21 protein-coding genes are annotated in these 19,486 nt (G+C 45.5%); 7 read left to right on the forward strand and 14 right to left on the reverse strand.

Going from position 1 to position 19,486, the window contains the following annotated elements; all coding sequences use genetic code 11:
• Positions 1 to 117: 117 nt before the first annotated feature.
• Entirely contained in the window at positions 118 to 861 is a 744-nt protein-coding gene (locus NZ043_RS08470; protein ID WP_339311435.1) for an SDR family oxidoreductase, read from the reverse strand.
• Positions 862 to 1,082: 221 nt separating this feature from the next.
• On the opposite strand from NZ043_RS08470, the gene NZ043_RS08475 reads away from it, so the two are divergent.
• Both NZ043_RS08475 and NZ043_RS08480 read left to right on the forward strand, forming a co-directional pair.
• Positions 1,083 to 1,475, forward strand: a complete 393-nt coding sequence (locus NZ043_RS08475; protein WP_339312700.1) for a winged helix-turn-helix transcriptional regulator — start codon at positions 1,083 to 1,085, stop codon at positions 1,473 to 1,475.
• Between the two features lie 183 nt (positions 1,476 to 1,658).
• Positions 1,659 to 2,705: a sugar diacid recognition domain-containing protein gene (locus tag NZ043_RS08480; RefSeq protein WP_339311437.1), complete on the forward strand. Its 1,047-nt coding sequence runs from the start codon at positions 1,659 to 1,661 to the stop codon at positions 2,703 to 2,705.
• 135 nt (positions 2,706 to 2,840) lie between these two features.
• Here the strand turns inward: NZ043_RS08480 and NZ043_RS08485 are convergent, their stop codons facing one another.
• The 3 genes from NZ043_RS08485 to NZ043_RS08495 form a co-directional block, all read right to left on the reverse strand.
• Positions 2,841 to 4,007: a glycerate kinase gene (locus NZ043_RS08485; RefSeq protein WP_339311438.1), complete on the reverse strand. Its 1,167-nt coding sequence runs from the start codon at positions 4,005 to 4,007 to the stop codon at positions 2,841 to 2,843.
• Positions 4,008 to 4,029: 22 nt separating this feature from the next.
• Positions 4,030 to 5,325, reverse strand: coding sequence for an SLC13 family permease (locus NZ043_RS08490; protein ID WP_133386323.1), 1,296 nt, complete (start codon positions 5,323 to 5,325; stop codon positions 4,030 to 4,032).
• Positions 5,326 to 5,740: 415 nt separating this feature from the next.
• A complete protein-coding gene (locus tag NZ043_RS08495; protein WP_339311440.1) occupies positions 5,741 to 6,178 on the reverse strand; it encodes an Lrp/AsnC family transcriptional regulator in 438 nt (145 codons plus the stop codon).
• Between the two features lie 161 nt (positions 6,179 to 6,339).
• On the opposite strand from NZ043_RS08495, the gene NZ043_RS08500 reads away from it, so the two are divergent.
• Positions 6,340 to 6,801 (forward strand): VOC family protein, encoded by a 462-nt coding sequence (locus NZ043_RS08500; RefSeq protein ID WP_339311442.1) that lies wholly within the window; start codon positions 6,340 to 6,342, stop codon positions 6,799 to 6,801.
• A gap of 90 nt (positions 6,802 to 6,891) precedes the next feature.
• On the opposite strand, the gene NZ043_RS08505 is transcribed toward NZ043_RS08500, so the two are convergent.
• Complete coding sequence (locus NZ043_RS08505; protein ID WP_133386325.1) at positions 6,892 to 7,446, reverse strand: hypothetical protein; 555 nt, start codon at positions 7,444 to 7,446, stop codon at positions 6,892 to 6,894.
• 96 nt (positions 7,447 to 7,542) lie between these two features.
• Here NZ043_RS08505 and NZ043_RS08510 point away from each other — a divergent pair, with 96 nt between their 5' ends.
• On the forward strand, positions 7,543 to 8,460 hold the full coding sequence (locus tag NZ043_RS08510; protein ID WP_076213755.1) for a phosphatidate cytidylyltransferase: 918 nt from the start codon (positions 7,543 to 7,545) through the stop codon (positions 8,458 to 8,460).
• A gap of 112 nt (positions 8,461 to 8,572) precedes the next feature.
• On the opposite strand, the gene NZ043_RS08515 is transcribed toward NZ043_RS08510, so the two are convergent.
• Together NZ043_RS08515 and NZ043_RS08520 are read right to left on the reverse strand one after the other, a co-directional pair.
• Positions 8,573 to 9,151 carry a hypothetical protein gene (locus NZ043_RS08515; protein ID WP_143023601.1) on the reverse strand — a complete coding sequence of 193 codons (579 nt, stop codon included), beginning with the start codon at positions 9,149 to 9,151 and terminating at the stop codon, positions 8,573 to 8,575.
• 406 nt (positions 9,152 to 9,557) lie between these two features.
• Positions 9,558 to 9,935 carry a LysM peptidoglycan-binding domain-containing protein gene (locus tag NZ043_RS08520; protein ID WP_165980323.1) on the reverse strand — a complete coding sequence of 126 codons (378 nt, stop codon included), beginning with the start codon at positions 9,933 to 9,935 and terminating at the stop codon, positions 9,558 to 9,560.
• A gap of 304 nt (positions 9,936 to 10,239) precedes the next feature.
• Here NZ043_RS08520 and NZ043_RS08525 point away from each other — a divergent pair, with 304 nt between their 5' ends.
• From NZ043_RS08525 to NZ043_RS08535, 3 genes are all read left to right on the forward strand, one after another.
• Positions 10,240 to 11,292, forward strand: a complete 1,053-nt coding sequence (locus tag NZ043_RS08525) for a trifunctional transcriptional activator/DNA repair protein Ada/methylated-DNA--[protein]-cysteine S-methyltransferase (RefSeq protein ID WP_133386327.1) — start codon at positions 10,240 to 10,242, stop codon at positions 11,290 to 11,292.
• Between the two features lie 77 nt (positions 11,293 to 11,369).
• Positions 11,370 to 12,155, forward strand: a complete 786-nt coding sequence (locus NZ043_RS08530; protein ID WP_133386328.1) for an isocitrate lyase/phosphoenolpyruvate mutase family protein — start codon at positions 11,370 to 11,372, stop codon at positions 12,153 to 12,155.
• A 52-nt stretch (positions 12,156 to 12,207) separates the two neighbouring features.
• Complete coding sequence (locus tag NZ043_RS08535; RefSeq protein ID WP_133386329.1) at positions 12,208 to 12,726, forward strand: hypothetical protein; 519 nt, start codon at positions 12,208 to 12,210, stop codon at positions 12,724 to 12,726.
• 353 nt (positions 12,727 to 13,079) lie between these two features.
• On the opposite strand, the gene NZ043_RS08540 is transcribed toward NZ043_RS08535, so the two are convergent.
• From NZ043_RS08540 to NZ043_RS08570, 7 genes are all read right to left on the reverse strand, one after another.
• Positions 13,080 to 13,778, reverse strand: a complete 699-nt coding sequence (locus NZ043_RS08540) for a hypothetical protein (protein ID WP_339311443.1) — start codon at positions 13,776 to 13,778, stop codon at positions 13,080 to 13,082.
• Positions 13,775 to 14,650: an ABC transporter ATP-binding protein gene (locus NZ043_RS08545; RefSeq protein WP_339311444.1), complete on the reverse strand. Its 876-nt coding sequence runs from the start codon at positions 14,648 to 14,650 to the stop codon at positions 13,775 to 13,777. The genes NZ043_RS08540 and NZ043_RS08545 overlap by 4 nt, the downstream gene beginning before the upstream one ends.
• Positions 14,647 to 15,027: a GntR family transcriptional regulator gene (locus NZ043_RS08550; protein ID WP_036611682.1), complete on the reverse strand. Its 381-nt coding sequence runs from the start codon at positions 15,025 to 15,027 to the stop codon at positions 14,647 to 14,649. Before NZ043_RS08550 ends, NZ043_RS08545 begins: the two co-directional genes overlap by 4 nt.
• Positions 15,028 to 15,126: 99 nt before the next feature.
• Positions 15,127 to 15,297, reverse strand: coding sequence for an aspartyl-phosphate phosphatase Spo0E family protein (locus NZ043_RS08555; RefSeq protein ID WP_091035488.1), 171 nt, complete (start codon positions 15,295 to 15,297; stop codon positions 15,127 to 15,129).
• Between the two features lie 245 nt (positions 15,298 to 15,542).
• A complete protein-coding gene (locus NZ043_RS08560; RefSeq protein WP_133386332.1) occupies positions 15,543 to 16,925 on the reverse strand; it encodes a transcriptional regulator in 1,383 nt (460 codons plus the stop codon).
• 273 nt (positions 16,926 to 17,198) lie between these two features.
• The gene (locus NZ043_RS08565) at positions 17,199 to 18,116 is read right to left on the reverse strand and encodes an aldo/keto reductase family oxidoreductase (protein WP_076213731.1); all 918 of its coding nucleotides are present in this window, start codon (positions 18,114 to 18,116) and stop codon (positions 17,199 to 17,201) included.
• A gap of 147 nt (positions 18,117 to 18,263) precedes the next feature.
• Complete coding sequence (locus tag NZ043_RS08570) at positions 18,264 to 19,154, reverse strand: diacylglycerol kinase family protein (protein ID WP_133386441.1); 891 nt, start codon at positions 19,152 to 19,154, stop codon at positions 18,264 to 18,266.
• Positions 19,155 to 19,486: the final 332 nt, after the last annotated feature.

The following is a 19,486-nucleotide window of genomic DNA, read 5'->3' on the forward strand; positions in this document are numbered from 1 at the left end:
AAAAGGAAAAAGATCCACCCTGTAGTACAAAAACAGGATAGATCTCAACTTTTTTCGTCATATTTCATCATTTTATTTTTAAAAAAGTATTCTTTTGGACCTATATAACTCCGACTCTTAAATCAAGGTGTACCCGCCATCCACATACAATGTGCTGCCGGTCGTAAACGTATTGGTCATCAGATACGTAACTGTATGTGCAATTTCTTCATTGTAGCCAACCCGCTTGAGCAGAGACAGCTTCTCGTAATCTTTAAAATGATCACCACGCGGCGTCCCTTCTTGACCCTCCCGCCAGATGGTTCCAGGGGATACAACATTCACACGAACCGGTGCCAACTCCACTGCAAGTGCCTTACCCAGACTCTCAATTGCACCGTTACATGCAGCATAGGAAGCACCCCCATCCAGTGGTCGCTGGCTGAATCCACCAGACATTAACGTGATGGAACCGCAAGCCGAAAGATGCAGTGCAGCGTATTTAGCCGCAAAGTATTGAGGCCAGAATTTGCCTTTGAAACAGCTCTCTGCCGTCTCTCGATCCGAAGTCAGTGGGCCTCTAGTGTAGGCTGCTCCTGGCGTGAAGAGATGATCAAACATGCCGATTCGGGCGAAAAATGCTTCAAGCTGCTGCTCATCCTGATTATCCAATACATGAACGTCCACCAGCGTTTCTCCAGAAGCGCCTTTGCCTCCAACCTTTGTGATCTGTTCCCTCGCTTCCTCCAGTCTGGACGCCGATCTGCCTGCAATAATCACATCCGCACCTGCCTCTGCTGCCTGAATTGCCGTAGCCAGTCCGATACCTGAGCTTCCTCCGATAACAACGACCCGTTTATTCTCCAATGTATAGTGACTCATCTATGATCATCCTCTCATCTCCGGTTATGTATGTGCATGTTCGCTCACGTTGTGTTCATTATTCATGAAATGAAGAAGGTTGAATAGTACGCATTTACATCGTACCTAGTACGAATATTCGTACTATGGAGACAGAATCACAACGGTTTCTCCTCTCTTTTCACAGAGGTGGTCAAGCAGAGATTGCGAAAATCCGATATGATAGAGATACACATAGACGTATAAATCGAGGTGATTACTGTGGATTTAGAAGACCAAGGTTACAAGGAGTACTGACAACACTGGAGACCATTAATGGGAAGTGGAAACCCCTTATCTTGTTTATTTTATTAAAGGAAGGTACGAAGCGATTCGGTGAACTGCGACGCATGATTCCTGATGTAGCCCAAGGCACGTTAACGAAACAACTACGCGAGCTGGAGCAGGATCGAATTATTGTGCGTACACTCTATGGGGATGTCCCACCCAAGGTGGAATACAGCCTGTCCGAACACGGTCAGACCATTGGGACGTTATTGGACGGCATGTGTGGTTGGGGCAAAGCACATCTGAACTACCTGAACAGTACACAAGGCATCATAACGGATAAGGGTAACGTGAACGAAGCGACTTGAACGCACAACTATATATGCAATGCCCAACAATTCCATGAACACCTTCAATTTGAATAGTCCCGCTTGTGTAAGCCCTACCATTCCTCTATAATTTCGTTCAGATGCACAATATGGATATCGGGCGGAATGATCATCAGAGAAGATGTACATTTTGCACGATGAGATGGAAGGAGTGGAAATCCGTTGTTGCAGCTTTCGGAAAAACAGGCACAGGATATCGTAGATAAAATGATGCAAGACATCCCATACAACATCAACATCATGAATGAGCATGGCATTATTATTGGAAGTGGTCAGAAGGAACGTGTGGGCACAGTTCATCAGGGCGCTGTCCGCGCATTAACGACAGGAAGCATGATCGAGGTTTGGCAGGATAGCATACTTGAGAAGATGGGCACCAACGAACCGATTCTAATCAATCAGCAGCATGTCGGAGTCATTGGCATATCCGGTCATCCGGATGAAGTTCGGCCTTTCTGCAACATCGTGCGTACTACCGTATCTCTCTTGATCGAACAGCGTAATCAAATGGAAAGTATGGCTCATGAAGCTTCACGTAAAAAAGCCTTTATCGAACGACTGCTCAATCAGCCGGGTTCATACTCACAAAAGGTCAAAAAGGAAGCCCTGCAATACCGTATTGATCTGCAATTGCCAACCATTCTTCTATATGTCCGTCTCCCCAAAAACTCCTTGGCCGCTGAGACGGAGGTTAACCGCATATTGCTCCAAGTCCCTTCATTCTCTATTGAAGGTGATGGTGATGATCAGATTATTCTGATCCAGAATGAAGTAGACGTTGATCGGATAATCCAGCGTTTGAGACAGATCACACCCACAGCATTCATCGCCGTCAGCCAAAAAGAAGCGAATATCGCCACCGGTTATGAACAGGCCCGGTCTGTGATGAACATTCTGCTGGCGCTTCAGCCAGACTCACCGATCATTCGGTATGAGGATGTACCCTTTCTGGTACGATTCAGTGCAGCTGATCTAACAGCTCATGCCAATATCGTCAGCAAACTTGAGGATACAGCTGACCTGCTGGATACGCTCCGCAGTTTTATCCAACATAACGGCAGTATGACCACGACAGCAGACCATCTCAATATTCACCGCAATACCCTTCAATATCGGCTCAAACGCATACAGACTCTTACGGGCAAAGACCCCCGTAATTTGCTGGAACTCATTGAACTTACACATGGACTACTCGCGTTCTACCAATAGCGTCAGAACAGCTTCGAGAATAGCAAAAGACGAGACACAGATCACCTGATTTCAGGCATATCCGCATCCCGTCTTTTTCAATCGCATACCAGTATGAAACCTATATGACCTCGTACGATCCCGATCGTCACTGATCTAAGATAGTAGACCCAGTTTCAGCACCCTGGCAATATTCTCAGTTGTACGCTCCACATTCTCAGGGCCTTCTCGCAATAATCGCTCCAGATCTGCTGCCCCAGGCACAATACCAAATATGGCGTCAATGCCTTCCGCGTAAAGGGTCTCGATCCCTTCGCCCACACAACCTGCAAGGGCAATTACAGGTTTACCCGCTTCCTTGGCTGCCTGAGCAACACCATAGGGGGTCTTGCCAAATTTCGTTTGGAAGTCAATACCGCCCTCCCCCGTAAATACCACATCCGCAGCAATCAATTTTTCACGCAACTCAGTATATTCAATGACAATTTCAATCCCTTTACGTAACACTGCCTGTGTAAAAATCAAGAGTCCCGCACCCAGCCCGCCAGCCGCTCCGGCACCTGGCATATCACGGATATCTTTGTGCAACTGCTGTTTCACCACATCTGCATAATGGGACAGGTTCGCATCCAGTTGCTCAACCATCTCTGGGGTAGCCCCTTTTTGTGGCCCAAACACCCTTGATGCGCCATGCTCCCCACAGAGCGGATTGGTCACATCACAGGCGACAATGAACTCCACTTCCTGCAAACGCACATCCAGACCGGATACATCAATCTGAGCCAGTTGATCCAAAGCCCCGCCACCCCGCGCAAGCGGCTGACCCTGTTCATCCAGAAATTTCGCGCCAAGCGCTTCAGCCATGCCGGCACCACCATCGTTAGTTGCACTGCCACCAATTCCGATGATGATTTTGCGTATGCCAAGGTCCAGACACGCTCGAATCAACTCTCCTGTTCCGTAGGTTGTCGTCCGTAGCGGATCTCGAGCTGCCTTGCTTACCAGATGTATGCCACTGGCCGATGCCATCTCGATGGCCGCCGTTGTTCCGTCACCCAGAATGCCATACTGGGCAGTCACTGTCTGACCCAATGGTCCGCTTACCTCTTGCTGGTGAAGGGAACCGCCGGAAGCATCCACAAGGGACTGCACCGTGCCTTCCCCACCATCCGCCATGGGTACATGAATATATCCTGCGGTCGGATATATTTTACGCAATCCTTTTTCCATCGCGATACATACTTCTTTCGCTGTCATGCTTTCTTTAAACGAATCCGGTGCCAGAACAAATGTCTTCTCTCTAGTCCCTACAGTTTCTCTCATCTCTCTCACTCCATCCGTTAGATTAAAGGATAAATCCGTACAGTAACGTCGCTACGATAGCCATCGTGCCACCCACAATTGCCTCATATGGAATCACGCCCATCCGCTGACGAATCGTCATCTTCATGCTATCAGCCGACACGTGGAAGTAATTGCCCTGTGGCAGGGAATCAATGACAGTCGCACCCGTGTGCACCATAACTGCCGCTGCAAGCGGTGCCGTACCCATGTTCAGGATGGCATCACCGAAGGAGCCCGTTGCTAGAATAACACCTGTTGACGTCGAGGCCGTCGCTGCCGCCATCAAAATACCCGCGATTGGTGCGAGGAAGGTACCGGATATTCCAGAGGCTTCAATCAGACCCACCACCTGACCTGACAGATCTGAAGCAGAGATGAGCCCTGCTATTCCGCCTGCACCTACCAGAATGAGCACAGTTGCGGTCATTTTGTTTAATCCCGCGGTTGTATACTTCACAATATTTCTGCCTTGCCCCATCGCCAGCATACCGATGATGCCTGCAATCGGCAGAATGTACATCGCATCCACTTTAAAAGTAGACAATGCTTCAATGCCCGCAATAGAACCGATGGGATTAATCATCAATAGGATGATCGCAACCAAAGGGGCAACAATGGCTTTGCCAAGTGGTGGATACTTCGATGTATCTACATTGCCCTGTTCGGCTTCCTGATCAGAAACCATAACCCCTTTGTTCTTGAGCATTGAAGCTACAAGAACAGTTACAATCAAACCGCAGATGGCTGGAATTACGCCTGCCAGCATAACGTTGCTCAGATCCAGATCGAATCCTCGCGCTGCTGCAATGGTATTGGGATTCGGGGAGATAATGTTTCCCGCCTTGCCTCCACCGGATAAGGCCAGCAGCAATGCCAATTTGGATATACCCATTTTATTACCTACAGACAATGCAATCGGTGCAACAATCAGCACGGCTACGGGGATAAATACACCAACTGCGGTAATGATCATCGTAGCCAGCGCCAAGGCAAGAATAGCTTTGCTGCCGCCAAATTTCCGTACAATCGCCTGCGCTATCGTCTCTGCTGCTCCCGATTCCATCATCACACCCGCAAGCACCCCGGCTGCCAGTACACGGAGTACGGTTCCCATGACACTTTGTGTGCCATCTACCAGTATATTTACGGTCTCTTCCAGGTTAGCGCCGCCAATTAAAGCGCCTACAATTGCACCCAGAAATAAAGAATAGACCGGATTCAGCTTCCTCAAAATTAAAATGATGGCAATAGCCAGTCCTGCCAGCGCGCCAATCCAGCTAATTGTTAATGGTTCCATTGTCAATTGCCCCCCATGCACTTGTTGAACACGCTTTCATTATAGTTGCTGGAGGCGAGAATAAATATTGATGAAAGGACGAAATTCATTGTGCATTTGCACAACACGAAGGACAGACTATCCTCATCATCACCCTAGAGTACGTTTTCAAAGCTGAAACCCAAGCGAACGGGATTCAAATCCTTCCTCTCACTCACTATTGGAGCAAAGGGTGAAACCGAGCGCTAAAGAATCTGAGACGTCTTATTGAGCGGTTAGAAGCGTCCTCAGAAATGTAAGGAACCTGAGACACGTTATATCTGAATAAATAGCCGTTTGCAGCGTTTTTATCAAGGGATTGCGGGAAATAACGTGTCTAATGTTCCTTACATTTTCAAAAGAGGGCCAAGAGGCCAAATAAGACGTCCTGTGTTCCTTAGTAAAGGAGAACACGGTTTTCCATAATATTTTTCATGCTGATATGGGATTTCGAGGGTCCCATCTTCACCAGTGAATCCTGGAACTCGGCAAGTTCTTCAATGGACGCCGTCTGTACCTTGATCAGATAGTTATACTCACCGCTAATCCGATAAACGTCCGTGACTTCGATGGCCTGTTCACAGAACTGGACCAACTCGTCGCAATGCTCTGTTTTGAGCAAAATAAACGTCGTGGTTCCACGGTTTAACCGGGCCAGATTATAGATGGTTGAATATCCCGTTATCACACCTCTTTCCTCCAGTTTCAGGATTCTTTCCTTAACCGAAGGTTGGGACATGTTAATTTCTTTGCTTATCTGTGCAACGGGGATACGTGCATGATGTTGCAGCAAACGCATAATCTGCTGATCGATCTCATCTATCATGTGTTCCATTTGTAAGACCTCCGAGTCATGACCTTATTTAATAAGGTTATCCTGATAAATTAGCTAAAAATAGTTAGATTTCATCTCATTATATCCTTTGATATTGTATGGTTCCAATGCGATATCAGCCCTATAATTTAAACTACAATCTGAAGAAGGAGCGATGTAATTTGAGTGTTATTGGACTTGCACATGTGGCAATTCAGGCCCGAAATTATAAAGATACTCTGGCGTTTTATACAAAAGTATTGGGATTTAAGGTCGGTCACTCCTGGAGTTTGCCTTCCTTCCACATTACCGAGGCATGTATGCTGATCTCTCCGGATCAGCGCACCTGCATTGAGGTATTTGACCCAAAAGCTGTCATTCCCGCCGAGGGTGAACCTGCCACCTCTCCTGAAGCGGTCCGGCACGGCGCACTGTTACATTTCGCCTTTTACGTGCACGATGTAGAAGATATCTATCAGCGAGCGCTCGCTCATGGAGCCAAGGCCTACGTTGAACCGGATTGGATATCGCTTGGCGAACCTGCACTTCGGGTTAGAAATGCGCTTGTCCACAGCCCCAATGGTGAAGTGATTGAATTCCTGGAAGAGGTTGATTTTGACCGATCCTCTGCATCATCTATATGAAGTACACAAACAGCCTGTTGCCTCGTCATCCGTGGCAGCAGGCTATTTCATGATTGGATTTGCTTGGCAAGCATCAGCATACGCACTACCCTACTCTTGCTCTGCATTCCCCAGCGTATACTCGCGTAGCTTTCCTTCATAAACCAGTTGCAATCGTTCACTCTGGCGAAAATCATCCGGTGTCACCAGCGCCGGCAGCTTATTCCACAATTTGATTCCCGAACGCTGTAGAATCTCGGCTACAAATTGGGAGCAAAAGTAGGAGTTGCTGAACTCCACCGGTTCCTTGAGCGTAATGCCAATCACGCCGAGCAGATTGTACATATATTTCTGACGGCTGCGGATGAAGATGTGCAGCACACGTTTCATCTTTTCCACTTCACGATCGGTCACCTGAAGCTTGTATATGACACATGTGGTATTGGGATACTTGCTGTATGTACCTGTCTGTATATCTTCCTTCACAAACCCGCCATTCAGCGGATTGCTCGGATGCTTGCGGCCGAAGCTGTATAGCTCGGTTAACTCCCGGTCAAATGAGATCGATGCGTGATTATATGGCGCTCGGGTATAACTCTGAATAACCTTGGTAAACAGCGTTCCTGTATTCGTAAGTAGGATATAGATGGAGCGTTCATCTGTCATAACAAAATTTCCCCTTATCAAGTTGGCACTATTCCTTCATAATAACATAGGTACCCTATAATGGAATCTTACTTTGAATAAGCAGGTGATCGGTACGTGAGCAGTTCACTCTTTACACTAACGTTAATCTTCACAGCTTTACTTGTGATACATATCGTGTACAAAATTATTGCGAAGCTTCAGCCAAGCAAAGACTATTCAGGCATCGGCCAAAAAATCAAAACCTGGTGGGGTATGTTTGTGATATTCTGCCTCGCTACCCTTTTTAACCCCATCGTGTCCCTGATCTCCCTCATGGTGCTTGCATTCTTCTCACTCAAAGAATACTTCTCCATGATTCGCAGTACACGTAAAGCCGACCGCAGGCTGTTCCTGTGGGCGTATCTGGCGATTCCGGTTCAGTTCTACTGGATCTACATTGGATGGTATGGCATGTTTATCGTGTTTATTCCACTATATGTGTTCCTGGTGCTGCCCTTGCCACGCCTAATTAACAAAGGTACGGTCGGGTTCCTGCGCAGTGTCAGCTCCACACAATGGGGACTAATGCTGATGGTGTTTGGACTGAGCCACCTGGCCTATTTCCCTTTCGCCACACCGGAGTACGGCTCCAAGCTGGTGCTGTTCTTGGTCGTGTTAACACAGCTTAATGATGTGGTGCATTATCTGGTCTCTCTTTATCTGGGCAAACGAAAAGTGGTGCCTACCGCCAATCCTTTTGTCACCTGGGAAGGGTTCGCGTGTGCGTTCATTGTGACGACAGCAACGTCTTATTTCATCCATCCCTACCTGACGCCATTTGATTGGAAATTCTCGCTGTTCATCGGGGTGTTGATCAGTCTGGCCGGATTCTTCGGCAGTCTGACGGTGTCTGTACTGAAGCGCGATCTGTTAATTGGAGATGACAACAAGTTCGATTCGCTCAAAAAAAGCTACCTGAGCCGGGTCGACAGCCTGACCTATACCTCGCCGGTTATGTTCCACGTGGTCCGTTATTTCTTTGACTTTATGTAGCAACAGAACAGATAGATTAGCGATCTTTAGATCATGTATGTCAAAAAAAGCAGCCCAAGTGGCTGCTTTTCCTGTTCAACAGGCTCCAGACTGAGCCTTCATGATGTGCCTGCTACTTCAACGTAATTTCTTTTTCGGACATGATTTCGTTCCCCTCATCATTCGTGAAGACAAATGTCGCTTTGCCCCGCTCGCCCTTCATCTCATCCGAATAGATAAAGCCGGAGAATTGTCCATTGCCGCTAAAGTAAAAGCCATCTTCTCCATTTCCACCATGTTCAATGGCTTCCTGTAGTGAATTCACAATCGTCACCGTGTTAGACGTCCATCGCATCTCCGTTAATGTATACCCCTTCGGAACCTGTTTAATTCCAAAATCAAAACTGTTACCCTCACTCGGTTTCTCCGACTGGTCAATGACGATATCAATCTGCTCAGACGGTTCAGTGGATTCCGATTGAGCCGTAGGATTACCCTCATCACCACTGGCAATGCCTTTGTCATTGTTATTCTTCGCATCCGCATTCGGAACAGAGTTTTCTCCAGCTTCCTCTACGGGTTGCTTCGATTGCGGATAGGCGTGCTCCTGAACCGATTCATTATTATTCTTGGCGCCACAGGCACTAACTAATAGCGAAATACAGAGCACAGACATGCAAAGTGCAGATTTCTTTATATTTATTTTCATCATCTAGTTCTCCCTTCATCCATTTACAGCACATATATCTATATCAGTTGAACTAATCATTTACACGATAACGGAGAGGACAGAAAAAACCTGAAAAAGCGAAGCTAAAAGCTTTCTGGAAGAAAGCTGCATCGGAAGCATACGCTTCGCCTTTATCCCCGGATTTTCCCTTTAAGAAAAGGGAATCAAAAAATCAGGGGATAACAGCGATTGGAAGGTTATTCTGTCATCGTAGTGTCAGTGTAAATATTCTTTAGTTCAACTTATATAGCACACCACTTATTAATCACTACACCATATCGTCCCTCATGAAGCTCCATTATATGTAAATGATTAATAAATTCAGTATGTGACTGCATCTCAATGAATAAAGAAAGAGCTCTGTTCATGACTTCATACACGTATTATTTTATCGATCAAACCCAGGCAAGACCAACACTTGTCCAACCTGAATGGCGTTATGCTCAATTTTGTTCACTTTCTTGATAGCTTCTACATACACACGAGTGTCCATCTGCTGAGGTTTATGTACCAATGAAATGCCCCACAGTGTATCTCCCTGAGATACAACGATCTGGTCCCCCGACAACAATTGCTCATCTCCGGCAAATGCAGTGAATACAGCACTACACCCTATGATTATAATTAGAGTTATAGTGACGATTTTCATTAGCCAGGTTGGCGTCTTCACACGCCGTATGAATTGATCTTTAACATACATGGTGCGAGACTCGGAAGTTTTGGTATAAACGGATTCATAAATACTTTTGTACGTAGAATATCTCATTCTAGTCGACCTCCAGACTTTCATTCCGCTAATCTTTAATTTCATGTTTACCTATGTATTTTTCCTATAACAATGAATGATCAATAATTATATTTTTCACTATATAGGTATCTTTGCCTAAGTAACCCTACACTGATAGGTCTATACTACCAGTTCACTCTAAACAAATTCTGAACAACCGAATTTCAATGTGATATCCGATTTAATCTATCCAATATTCATGCCTGATTTTCGGCGATGCTTGTTGCAACGTTTTTCTATAATAGGTATAGATAAAGATTCTAATGAGTAAGGACGTGCCCCCATGATTTCTGCTGATCTGAAGGAACAATATTACGAGGCGCTTGTGGCCAAGGATTCGGAATACGAGGGTTTATTCTATGTTGGAGTCCGAACCACAGGTGTGTTCTGTCGTCCCACATGCCCTGCGCGAAAGCCAAAATTCGAAAACTGCGAATTCTATGAGACGGCACAGCAAGCACTTCTGGCCTCTTATCGCCCTTGCCAGCGCTGTCGTCCACTTTCTCACCCTAACCAAGTATCCGATGTCGTTCGCATATTAGTGGAAGCTGTGGAGAAAAATCCGGAGAAACGCTGGAAAGGACAGGATTTCAAGGCCCTCTCCATCGACGAATCTACTGCTCGCCGACAGTTCAAGAAGCGGTTCGGCATGACCTTTGTCGAATATGCTCGCGCTCGCCGCATGGGACTTGCCCTGAAAAATATTCGCTCCGGCCGCACCGTGATTGATAGCCAATTATCTACCGGATATGAATCAAGCAGCGGCTTCCGCGATGCCTTTTCACGGATCATGGGTGCTGCCCCTACACAAGTCGATGAAGGACATATCCTAAAAGCGTCCTGGATTGACACCCGCCTCGGCCCGATGATGGCCATTGCAGATGAGGAGTCGCTATATTTACTGGAATTTGTGGACCGCAGAGGTCTGGAACGCGAAGTTGAGCGTCTGCGCAAACGAACCAAATCAGCGATTGTACCCGGCACTACAGCTCCCATCCAGTCCATTGAGCGTGAACTAAACGAGTACTTTCAAGGTATTCGGACAGCATTCGACACACCGTTGTTCTGTTTAGGAACACCATTCCAAAAGCGTGTGTGGGACGAGTTGCTGGCCATTCCGGCTGGTGAAACGAGGTCATATCAGGAGATTGCAAATGCACTGGGAAAACCGACTGCTTGCCGAGCTGTGGCACAGGCGAATGGGGCCAATCAGCTTGCGATTGTGATTCCATGTCACCGTGTAATTAATGCCAGTGGCGAACTGGGTGGATATGGCGGGGGATTAACTCGCAAAAACTGGCTTTTGACTCACGAGAAACAAAAACAGGGTAGCTGAAAAACAGAATAAAGTAATGAAGTACGCATCAAATGTCCAAAGGAATGCATGATATAACAAAGGAGAGTCAACATAATATGAGTACCTTAGAAGAAAAAGCAGCGTTGTTCCAACAATACCATGTGAAAGGAAAACCACTTGTTCTCGTTAATGTGTGGGATGCCGGAAGTGCGCAAGCCATTCAATCCGCTGGAGCAACGGCCATCGCAACCGGAAGCTGGTCCGTTGCTGCGGCCCATGGTGAGCAAGATGGGGAAGCCATGCCATTCCATCTGGTACTTGCCAATCTGGCACGGATTACAGCGAGCGTGGATCTACCTGTAACGATCGATATAGAGGGAGGGTATGGGAGGTTGGTGTCAGAAGTGAAGCAAAATATCCTGCAAGTCATCGATCATGGTGCTGTAGGAGTCAACATTGAAGACCAACTTCCCACTGGCTTGGGATTGTACTCTGTGGAGGAGCAGTGCACGAGACTGTCCGCCGCCCGGGAAGCTGCGGAGCAGGCAGGCATCCCGTTGTTCATTAACGCCCGCACAGATATTTTTCTGCAACATGCACCTGAACACCATAACCACTCCCTCCTAGAGGAAGCACTTATACGTTCGAGCCAATATGCAGATGCAGGAGCCAGTGGTCTGTTTGTACCCGGTTTGCAGGATCACCAACTGATTCAGGAATTGTGTGAGCGTTCATCGCTGCCAATTAACATTATGGTTACGTCTCCTGAGCCTTCACCAAAACAGCTTGCCGCACTGGGTGTAGCACGTGTAAGCTATGGGCCATATCCCTATCTGCAAGTTATGGAACACCTGAAAGAACTAGGACGAAGCATTTTGATGAATAGTTCCGAATCGTCATAAGTGATTACCTATGTTATAATCACCCCTATTGAACACTAACTAGGAGGCAATTATGCTTAACGTGGAACAAAAGCTTGAAGTGCTACAATCGTATCCCCAACTGCAACGCAAAGATGTTTCTCTCGGTCGTGTTAATTTCCACTACGAGGATAGTGCGTATGATAAAAAAATTGTTGCTCTCCATATTCACCCTAACGGTAACGGTTATATCTATGCAGGGCTGCTGCCTGACTATGAGACCGATGCTAAAGGATTCGTCAATATTCGTGATTACTCCGAAGCAGATCTGCGCACATTGTTAGATGAAACGATCCAAGCGATGTCTCACAATCCCAACGCAGTTGAATTCGAAGAGCCAGAACAAGTAAAAGCTGTTGCTCCTGCCTTGTCTACAACCTCTACGGGTGGCGGAACATGGGTTGATGAAGATGGACATACGCTGACTTTAAAATACGAAGATGACATGTGGTATGTGTATTCCGGTGTTAATCTGGATATGGCTTTTGAAACGCGTAGTGAAGCCGGCGAGTACCTCAAGGACGAAGGATTCAAACCGCAAGCTCAGGCTTAAGGGATACACCTTCATTTTGAATTGCGTACAAAGATTGCCGAATAGGTATATTCAGTGATTTAGGATGATACAAAAAACACGAGGCGTGTTCGCACTCGTGTTTTTCAGATTACAGGAAGTTTCGCTTAGATTCCTTGCCTATATAAGTTGAACTAAAGATTATTTACACTGACACTACGATGACAGAACAACCTTCCAATCGCTGTTATCCCCAGATTTTTTCGATCCCCTTTCTCATGGGAAAATCCGGTGATAAAGGCGCACGCTTCGCTTTTTCAGGTTTTTTCTGTCCTCTCCGTTATCGTGTAAATGATTAGTTCAACTTATATAGATTCCTTTATAACTGTTTCCTGTCAGTCTTTTTTGGATTTCATGGTAAGCGGCGCATTCTTCATCATCGGGTACGTAGATAGAAGTAGCGCACCACCAATACACCCCAGAACGGTGAACAATGTCATGCGATCAATCCTAGCAATCCACAACATAAACTCACCAAGATTGCCCAATGTAATGATCAGCGTAATGACCAAGCCAACCCCAAAGAACATAATGAAAAAGTCGCGCATCCCCAATCGCATCCAACAAACCGTTGGGAAGACAGAGATTCCCAGTACGAGAAAACCGCACATCAGATCGATCCACAGGTAGGATAAGAAATGATATTCGCTTGAATACAACATGCCTGGTTGATAAAGGGTTACGTCAACAATTCCTTTTTCCTGAAGCAGGTGTATGAGGAAATACGCCACATGCAGAATGACCATGGTGCCTGCAACCATCCATACCGAGTTCATATAGAAGGATTTCATGAATTGAATTCGTGTACTACCCATACCAATCGCAACAGGAAACAGTGTAATAATTCCCCCGATTGCAAACGTACATATCCCTCCGTACATGGGACCAAACAGTTGCGTGGTATACGAGACATCAAATATGAAGCCAATGGCCAGATATACAACGGTGAGCATTAGAGCGATGGATGAAAATATACCCAGATACAAACGCATATCATCGCGAATCAGTCGATTCGTACCTTTTACTGCGTTCATGGTTTAACCCCCTCTTGATTACGGGTCCTGTTAACCAAATAATCTTGTAATGTCGCTTTCTCAATGGAAAGACCCTGCGAATGAGCGATATCCTTCCACATTTTCGAGTAGGGCTCATCAATCATCACTTTTACAGTCGATCCCATCTGGGAAGATTCGATAACTTTAACATCTGCTGTGACTTGGTTGATATCATCAATTCTCCCTGTTAGAAGAACTCCTTTTTCGCGCATCTCTTCCATCGGTTGATTTAACAACACCTCTCCGGCTTGCAAAACGATAAGGGACTCACATAAAGGCTGAATCTCCTCAATATGATGGCTGGATATCAGAATCAGACGCGGGTTATCTTCATAACTTTCCAGTAACGCATTATAGAAGAATTTACGCTTCTCAGCATCGAGCCCATTGGTGGGTTCATCCAGAATGGTTATCTTTGCATTACTGGCAAGACCTAATATAATCTGGGTGGCAGTCTTCATGCCTTTCGAAAATTTAATGATCTTTTTCTTCGCCGGTAGTTCGAACACATCCATTAAACGCTCCGCCAAATCCTGATTCCACTGCGGATGAAAATATTGCCCCATTTGAACCATGTCACTAACCGTCCAGTTTTTCCCCAGGGGATGATTCTCCTGGATGTAGCACAGATGCTCTTTGGCAGCCAGATTATTATAGGGGTCTTGACCCATGATCTGAACGGTTCCACTGTCGGGGCGGTTATGCCCTGCCAGTAAACTCATCATGGTTGTTTTACCCGCTCCATTTCTTCCCCAGATTGCACTAATGATTGGCTCACTCTCATGTAGCGTAACCTGGTTCAGAACGGGCGTCTTCTGGTAGCTGTAGTTGACCTGCTCCATATGAATCATAACTCACTCTCCTTATCCTTCTTGCCGCGAATCAGATCAATGATCATGTCTTCATTCATGTGAATCCGTCTGGCTTCTTCAAGTAAAGGCTTGATGTATTCTTCATAAAAATCTTGCTTCCGTTCAACGAGCAATGCTTCTCTTGCTCCCTTTGCAACAAACATTCCAACACCTCGCTGTTTGTATATAATCCCCTTGTCCACGAGTTCCTGCAGTCCTTTGCGGGCTGTAGCCGGATTGATATTGTAGAAGCGTGACAGTTCATTGGTTGAGGGAACCTGTTCTTCCACCTTCAATCTGCCCTCCACAATATCGTCCATAATCATCGTGGCAATCTGATGAAAAATAGGCTGAGATTCATCCAAAGTCGATTTCATGTGCTTCCAACTTTCATACGTATTCATTAGTCAGTTAGTCGGTTAGTTACTCATGTAACTAACTATAGTATACAAAAACGCAAATGTAAATAGGCGAACTTAACTCATTGCCTTTCCTACCTTGGCTCTGTTGTATTGATTAATAAGACCGTCCAGGACTACGGATTGCTGGATCACTTCCGGATGAAGCAGACTGCCGTATTCCATATGCATGCGATATAACAACTGTCTGGCATCTTCGATCCGTGATATCAAATCCAGGCGATCCATAGTATCCCTCCTTTTTGTCATATTTTAGTGTATTATGCCAATCATAAGCGCATGTGAGATACGACATACTTATTCTTCCACTTTGATACACAAAAAAAAGAACGCTCCTGAAATGAATTCAGAAGCGTCCATTGGTTCAGGCTTATGTCCCTAAACCGTGATCATTTGTTCGGTAAATTGAAGGGTCTGGATTCTCCACAGTCGGGACAGGTCCAGTAACAGGAGCTACAATGCTCACCACTATACTACATGTAACTATCAGCAAAGCCAGCTTTCTCTTCATTGAGTTTCTGCACCTCACCAATCAAGATTTTGTACTGCTGTATAGCTGTGTCAGACGCATATTCCCTGTATTGCTCAAACAGTCCGACACCTCTAAGCATACCTCGTCCATCGCTAATTTCAATAGAAAATCTCAAGCTGTTCAGTACAAAATCTAATCCCTCCGCAAACCTGTCTTTTTTAAGACAATACGTGCCTAATCCAGCTAAAAGACGAACGTAGCGATCATCGGTTACCTGCTTGCTTACTTTCCCTATCCGATTTCTCTGTTCATGATAAGTGAAGTATGGCTCATATTGATTGAGTACATGATCTATGTTCATATCATAACGGTTAGCAGCCGTTACAATATCACAAAGCGCTGGAAATATCTCATTTTCCTTCGTTGAGATATACGCGAGGTAGTCAGGTAATACTTCAAACTGCCCAGCCATTAATTGATATATATAACGATTACCCTCAGCCCATTCCTGAAACTGATGAATAACCACTTTTTCTTCAGGTTCAGGCTCTTTCACCCAACTGTAATCGGAGTATAATGCAACATACTTCAATGCCATTTCATAGTTATTCAAGTGGAAGTGGGCACTTCCGCAGGCTAAATACGCATACATAATATAAAAAACGATAGGTCGTTTGGTCTCTTCTTGTTTCCTTCGGCCATTCATCTCATAATGGATGGCTGCTTTCACCTTCAACTTTTCAGATAGTTCCTGAACTTTGCTCCATCTGTGAAGTGATGCAAATGCATTAATTAGTTCGTTAAGCGCATCCAATTGATAGCGCTCATCCAGCCGATCCACATAATATTCGAACCGGGCTGCGATAATCAGATTCCGCTGCTGATCATTGGTCAGTCCCAACCGGAACAGTCGATACTGACAGAGTGCCAGCCGCTCGGAATGTTGCATTTTCTCGCTTTCAGCAATGTTTTCATATAGAAGAATGGCCGGTTTGAATTTACCTGCTTGGTAGAATTCTTCAGCCACATCAAATAACAAAGGAATATAGGATAGATTATCCATCATCAGACGAATAACCTCTTCAATACAGTCCAACTTGTCCAACTCGGCACAGCGATGAAGGAAGGGTCCCAGTCTTCGCCAGTCCGGGGTCGCGTGTACAAAACACTCGTCTATGTATAACTCATAGAAGTAACCTTCTTCCAGTCTCATGGCGGAAGTGATGCGATCCAACTGCTGCATGGCAATAGGCCGATTTTTATTCAAAATATTGCTGAGCGTACCCGAATTAATCCCTGACGTTTCCGAAAAATGACTAATGGACATCTGTTCACGCTTCAGATAACTTTCCAAGTGATCGCGTATCGTGGTTGTCGACTCCAAACGAACACCACCCTCCAAAATAAAAAACATAAACGGGATTATCGGTATGCAAAAGTAATTATATGTAATTAAAAAGTATCGGTCAATATAATAATTTCAACTAATTTGTATTAATTACATTTTAATCCTTTAATTAAGCCACAAATCTCTATCCTTATTTTATATCGGAAACGCGCCTGACATCAAACCTGAAAATAGACAAAAAACACGAGCCATCTACGGGCTCGTGTTCTCAACTGACTCAGCAGTCATCATGCTCACTATAACTTGGATTTAAGGCAGTATATTGCCTGCCGCACGGTAAATTTCATACCACTCTGGACGCGTAAGATGAACATCTCCTGCTTTTACACAGTCTTGCAGACGTTCGATATTCATCGTGCCTGTCACAGGTTGCATCTGCGCAGGGTGACGAAGCAACCATGCGATTGCAATCGTTGTATTGCTCACGTCATACTTCGCAGCAATCTCGTCAATCTTTGCATTCAATTCCGGGAACTTGTCACTACCCAGGAATACACCTTCAAAGAATCCGTACTGGAACGGGGACCACGGCTGAATGGTGATATCATGCAGACGACAGTAATCAAGAATGCTACCGTCACGATTAACCGCGGCATCGTTCTCCATGTTCACGTTGATGCCACTGTCAATCATCGTCGTATTGGTAATACTCATCTGCAACTGGTTGGCTACCAGTGGCTGTTTCACGTATTTTTTCAATAATTCGATCTGGTTCGGATTCTGGTTCGATACCCCGAAGTGACGCACTTTACCTTCGCGCTCCAGTTGATCAAAGGCTTCAGCCACTTCCTCCGGCTCAACCAATGCATCAGGACGGTGCAACAGCAGAACGTCAAGATATTCCGTTTTCAGACGTTGCAGGATGCCATCGACTGAGTTCAGGATGTGTTCTTTGGAGAAATCAAACATGCCTTTGCGAATACCGCATTTGGATTGAAGAATCATATTTTCACGAACTTGGGGATTCATCTGTACCGCTTCGGCGAAGATCTCCTCACATGTTCCTGTACCATAAATGTCGGCATGGTCAAAGAAATTTGCGCCAACCTCCATTGCAGAACGAACAAAATGTTCGGCTTCCTTACCGTCTAGTGAATTAATCCGCATGCAGCCCACCGCGACTACAGGTACTTCTAGTGCACTGCTGCCCAATTTAATGGTTCTCAAGATGTTTTCCCTCCATATTCGAATATTATCGTGTATCTTACCTTTGATTGTGACATATATCTGCAATCGGTTTCAATAGATTTATCCTACTTTCATATGGAGAAATGATAGGTTCTTCATTCCAGCCTATAGATCCAAAAGAATATACTATACTTCTTCCGGTATGATAACCTCAATGTGCCTTGGCAGGACACGGATATGAATCGGCAGGGCAGGACCTTCTTCCCCATCTACATTGGTGCGAATGGCTTCGTCTGAGCGAACATAAACTTCTTTCGCTGTAAAATAGTCCACGTCCTTATGGTCTTTCAGATTGCCAAAAAACAGGGAAGTACCTAGTGTGAGGCTGTTGAACACACTGATGTTGCGAATAACAAAACAATGTATCAGACCATCGTCCACCTCAGCATCCGGGGACAACTTCTCAAATCCTCCGACGGAGTTGGTCAGCGCCGCCAAAAAAAGTGGCGATTCCCCCTCCCAGATCTGTCCGTCATATTCGATGGTTAGATGATTGGCTGGTGTATTCACCAGGTCTTTCAAGCCTTCTTTGAGATATGCGAATGAACCCAACTTCGACTTCTCTTCCGAGGATACGGAGAACAGAGATTCTGCCAAAGAACCTGCAGCCACAACGTTGGCAAACAGGCGATCATTGATTTTCCCCAAATCCACGATATGGGTCTGATTCGAACGTAACTGCCGAATGGCTTCTTCCGGGTCAAGCGAAATATTCAGCGCACGTGCAAAATCATTCACCGTACCTAGCGGTATAACGCCTAATCGGGGACGATGATCCTGATCCATCATGCCGTTAATCGTCTCATGTAGTGTACCGTCGCCTCCGATGGAGATGACCAGATCACAGCCGTCTTTGCAGGCGCTAAGGCAGTAGTTGGTGGCATCACCTTCCCCGGCCGTCTCATTAACAACCACCTCATACTGCTGTGACTCCAGAATTTCTCTGACTTGGGACACATACTGCTCGGCCTCTTCCTTACCTGACGATGGATTACTAATGATCATGGCTTGGCGCATACTCACATCTTCCCCTCCAAAATGGCATCTTTACTTCATCTTTACCCGTTTCAAGGGTGGATTGAATAGGGTCGGCGGGAGATGTTTTATTTTTTTTGATAAACATGTCTCTGAAGAGTGCAGATCAGGGTTTGTTTCATATAGAATAGAAGTATAGGAATACCCCTTACGAAATTTCTTGTTCCTTTTTCCGGTTGACGGGTTAATAACTATAGATGTGCTTTTAGCCGAACCTGCAAAAATTAAACAGATTGATTTACACATAGCACTCCGATTGACAGAACAACCCTACGATTACTACTGTTCGGAGTATTTTATATTTTAATATCATC

It is taken from the genome of Paenibacillus sp. FSL k6-2145, assembly GCF_037976585.1.
In the GTDB taxonomy this organism is placed as follows: domain Bacteria; phylum Bacillota; class Bacilli; order Paenibacillales; family Paenibacillaceae; genus Paenibacillus.